This is a genomic window from Chryseobacterium sp. VD8 (assembly GCF_037149975.1).
GTDB lineage: Bacteria > Bacteroidota > Bacteroidia > Flavobacteriales > Weeksellaceae > Chryseobacterium > Chryseobacterium indicum.
Genome location: NZ_JBBCQL010000322.1, coordinates 1 through 3,585 on the forward strand (window position 1 = coordinate 1; position 3,585 = coordinate 3,585).

Sequence of the window (3,585 nt, forward strand, 5' to 3'; positions counted from 1 at the left end):
CGTTGTTGATATCTATACTTGTAATAACTGGCTGTACAGAAGCGGTAACCTTTACCTGCTGTAACGTCCAGCATTTTCCTGTTTTCAGTTTTACAGTATATGTTCCTGCAGGTACATTTGAAATAGATTGTGTTGTTGCTCCTGTGCTCCATTCATAAGCATCAAAACCAGGTCCTGCGTCTAGTGTTGTTTTATCTTCAATACAGATGATCTTATCTTTAAGAACAGCGGATTGTACCGGAGGTAAAACTTTCAGGTTGATTTTAGCAATTGCATAACAGTTCTCTATGCTGATTACTTTTACATACACTACTCCTGTTGTTGAAATGTATGTTGTAGGATTTAAGATTTCATTGGTTCCTGCAATGGCGTCCGCCTGAGTTTTGTAATATCTCTTCGTTTGTCCTGTCAGTGTAGTTACACTTGGCGTTGTCAGGTTAAATGATGCCGTGGTTACATTAGATTCGATATAACATTCTTCAATAGAAGCATCATTTACTGTTACTACCGGATTAAACTGTAAACTAATCTGGTTGTAACCTGTACATCCCTGAGGATTTCTTACTCTTACATACACTGTTTTCGGTGCTGCAGAAGTATAAGCCGCAGGATTGGTAATTTCGTTGGTTCCTGCATTAAGGTCTGCCAATGTAGGATAATATTTTTTAGTAACGTTTGTAGACGTAGGGTAAACATCAGGAGCAGTTAAATCAAAGACCCCTGTTCCTGCATTATTGTTGTTACAAGCTTTCACTGTAGCCGGAACGACAGCAAGGGCAGGTAAAAACTGCAGGGTAATCTCTGCATTGGCACTACATCCTTCAGTAGTTGTAACTTTTACAAAAACTGTTTTTGGAGCCTGTGATGCATAAGAAGAAGGAGTGGTAATTTCATTGGTTCCTGCGGTAAGGTCTGCCATTGTCGGATAGTATTTTTTCACAACATTGGTTGGTCCGTATACGTTTGCAGAATTTAAATCAAAATAACCGATTCCTGTATTATCATAATTACACGAAGTGATGGTGGCATTATTTACAACAATATTACCTGATCTGAATTTGAATTTTCCAACCTGGAAACAACCATTTACAGGGTTATTTGCGTTGTTGGGATCTACATATTTAATTCTGTAATAATAAGTGGTAGCATTTACCATTATCGGAGTTGTAATAGGTGCTGTTCCCGTAATAGCGTCGTTACTTGTTAAATGATATGTTACAGAAAAGTTCGGATTACCGTTAATAATTCCTGCAGACAATGTGCTGAAATCAAACATGGATGGTAAAGCACATTTAAGAATTTCGTTCGGATCAGAAGGGTTTGCGGCAGGTGTTCCCGGTGCAATGAACGGATTCGGCGTTAAAGCAGGATTGTTGAATGCTGAAGTTAAAGAAGCAGTTCCTCCCCACGTTAAAGAAAATCCATACGGATTACTCGGAATATAATTATCAATAAGCAGATAATAAGTTTCTCCTGCAATTACATTCAGCGGAGTTTCCCATTGGCTTCCCGTGATAGTTGAACTTAATCCTGTAGGACCACTTAGTCCTGAAAAGTTACATTTAATAGCGTTCCCGAAATCCCATGTGGCGCAGTTGATATTCGGTCCGTAAACGGCAAAATCATAGTCATAATGCGTTACTCCCGAAACGGTATTGGGGGTGATCGTGAATTCTATGGTTCCGGTTGTAGCAGCAGTAAAATAGTACCATACGGAATAGTGTTCTACATCCAGGCAGCTTGCGGAAGTAGCTTCCTGAACAGTTCCTGAGCTACTCGGGTTATAAGAAATGTCTGAATTTCCACAAACAGGAATTGCTGAAATACAATCTGATTGTGAGAAAATCATTTGCGACAAGAATAAGATAGTCAGCAGTAATAATTTCTTCATTAGAAAGATTTTAAAAAAAATTAGACTTTATGATGTGAAAAAAACCGCTTGAGAAAAGCGGTTTTTTATCTGTTAGCAATATTTATTCTCTGTTTTTTACCATTACCCATCCTGAGAATTTGAATGGGGTATTCTTTTTATCATTCTCTTTCCATTCTACAGTATACCAATAGGTTCCGGTAGGTACTTTTTTACCTTTTGTGGTTCCGTCCCATTTGTATCCGTTAGATTTATCAGCCTGACCTACTTTTACTCCGTATCTGTCGAAAATACTTAGTACAAGACCTTGTTTTCCGGCTAAAGCAGAGTAGTCGATCACGTCATTTACACCATCTCCGTTTGGAGTAATTACATTGATTAAGTTCGGAACAACTACTGTTACAGTAAGCGGATCGCAGTTATAGCCATCTTTTACATAAACCATATTGTCTCCTCTGGCAACATTTTCGAAAACGTTAGAATCCTGCCATTTGATTCCGTCTAATGAATATTTGTAAGGAGCAGTTCCTCCGATTACATTTACAGTTATTGTATTGTTTGTAATATCAATGCTGGAAATTACCGGCTGTTCAGAAGGGTAAACTTTTACAGTCTGTCTTGTAACGCAGTTTCCTGTTTTAAGCTCAACCCAATACGTTCCTACAGTTACATTGTTAATTGCCTGTGTGGTAGCTCCTGTGCTCCATTTGTAAGCTGTAAATCCAGGACCTGCATCTAATGTCGTCTTATTCTCCATACAGATAATCTTATCTTCAAGCACACTAGAATATACCGGAGGAAGAACAACCAGTGTTACTTTTGCTACTGCATAACACCCGTTTCCATTAGTTACTTTTATATAAGCTACACCGTTTGGAGCAATATAAGTACTAGGATTTAATATCGCGTTGGTTCCGTTGATAGCATCAGTAAGAGACGGATAATATGTTTTTGTTCCTGCCTGCGTCGTTACAGGTGCTAAAGTAAGGTCGAAAGAAGCTGTTGCAGGATTTGTATCAATATAACAAGATCTTAATGTGACATCTGTAACTACAACTACCGGGTAAAAGTTTAATGTAATTTTTGCAATATCAGAACATCCTAAGTTGGTTGTAATCTTTGCATAAACATCTCCTGTTGCAGAAGTGTAAGCTGTAGGATTCAAAATCTCATTAGTTCCGTTAGTAGCGTCTGTAAATGTTGGATAATACTTTGTAACGTATGTATAATTCGGGTTTGGAGTATATAATGTTGTTGTGGTAAGGTTATACACTGCAACTCCGTTATTGTTGTTATTACATGCTGTTAAACTCGCATTTGTTGCTTTAAAGGTAACATCTTTAAACTTGAATGCATTAACGTTGAAACATTTATTAGTAGGGTTATTAGGATTCGTTGGATCCTGATAACGGATTGTATAATAATAAGTACTGGTCGTATTAACAATAATTGGTGAAGTAATTGCGTTGGTATCCGCTAAAGCATCGTTAGACGTTTTGTAGTATTTTACATAAAAGTTAGGGTTACCGTTAACAATATTAGCACTATTAGTCTGGAAGTTGTAAGGTGCTGAAATATCACATACCTCGATGATTCTAGGATCTGAAGCAGTAGCTCCCGGGATTCCTATAGGATTAAACGGATTGGGCTGAATTGCCGGATCGTTGAATGGCGAAGTTAATGTAGCGGTACCTCCCCATGTTAATGAAAAAGCC

At 37.9% G+C, this 3,585-nt stretch carries 2 protein-coding genes; both read right to left on the reverse strand.

Annotated elements, in window-relative coordinates:
* Window positions 1-1,891 (reverse strand): gliding motility-associated C-terminal domain-containing protein (locus tag WFK35_RS21385; protein WP_336734551.1); only part of this gene is annotated, 1,891 nt, incomplete at its 3' end.
* Between the two features lie 82 nt (window positions 1,892-1,973).
* Window positions 1,974-3,585: T9SS type B sorting domain-containing protein (locus WFK35_RS21390; protein ID WP_336734552.1), on the reverse strand; the 1,612-nt coding region annotated here is incomplete at its 5' end.